The sequence below is a fragment of the Pseudomonas sp. 05N434 genome, assembly GCF_056396965.1.
In genome coordinates this window covers 1-989 of record NZ_JBFTMK010000946.1, presented here as the reverse complement: position 1 = coordinate 989, position 989 = coordinate 1, and the positions used below count along the sequence as shown (strand labels likewise).

The window sequence follows — 989 nt, the reverse complement described above, 5'->3', positions numbered from 1 at the left end:
CGCATAACTACCGTATTTCGAAGAACCGGACTTGATGTCCGGTTTTTTTATGTCTGAAAATCAATCGCTTAGGCCTTAGACGCGGAACACAAACATTCTTATTCCGATTAATTTTCATTTAAGTTTCAATAACTTAGGTTTGACACTATTAATTACGCGGCTCAAACTCCGCCTTATATACAGCTAATACAGGGCAGGACTCCCACCATGAAAGGCGACGTTACAGTCATCCAGCATCTCAACAAAATCCTTGCCAATGAACTGGTCGCGATCAATCAGTACTTCCTGCACGCGCGCATGTATGAAGATTGGGGCCTGAACAAGCTCGGCAAGCACGAGTACCACGAATCCATCGACGAGATGAAGCATGCTGACAAGCTGATCAAGCGCATCCTGTTCCTTGAAGGCCTGCCGAACGTCCAGGACCTGGGCAAGCTGCACATCGGCGAACACACCAAGGAAATGCTTGAGTGTGACTTGAAGATCGAGCGCGACGGTCATGCCGACCTGAAAGTCGCTATCGCCCATTGCGAAACCGTTGGCGACTTCGGTAGCCGTGAACTGCTCGAAGACATTCTTGAGTCCGAAGAAGAACATATCGACTGGCTGGAAACCCAGCTGGGCCTGATCGATAAAGTCGGCCTTGAGAACTATCTGCAATCGCAGATGGGCGAAGAGTAAGTTCTACGCCGCTAACCCCGACGCAATAAAAAGCCCCGCTCTCTTTACAGAGGCGGGGCTTTTTACGTGCGCTCTTGTAGGAGCGAGGCTCGCCCGCGAAGAACGATGACGCGGTGTATCTGCAGAAGCGCGGCGCCTGCTTCGCGGGCAAGCCTCGCTCCTACAGGTACCGAATCAGGCTTCGGTCTTGGCAGCGGCGGCTTTGGCGGCGGCGTCTTTGATCAGTGCCTGCAACGAACCGTCGGCAGACATTTCAGTCATGATGTCGCTACCACCAACCAGCTCACCGGCAACCCACAGTTGTGGGA

1 protein-coding gene and 1 pseudogene are annotated in these 989 nt (G+C 52.5%); one reads left to right on the top strand and one right to left on the bottom strand.

Translation table 11 applies throughout. From position 1 onward, the window contains the following. Positions 1 to 207 precede the first annotated feature (207 nt). Positions 208 to 681 carry a bacterioferritin gene (gene bfr / locus AC1DLB_RS30950; RefSeq protein WP_007898512.1) on the top strand — a complete coding sequence of 158 codons (474 nt, stop codon included), beginning with the start codon at positions 208 to 210 and terminating at the stop codon, positions 679 to 681. A 174-nt stretch (positions 682 to 855) separates the two neighbouring features. Here bfr and AC1DLB_RS30945 read toward each other — a convergent pair. Further along, positions 856 to 989 (bottom strand): annotated as a pseudogene (locus AC1DLB_RS30945) (Grx4 family monothiol glutaredoxin); the annotation flags it as partial.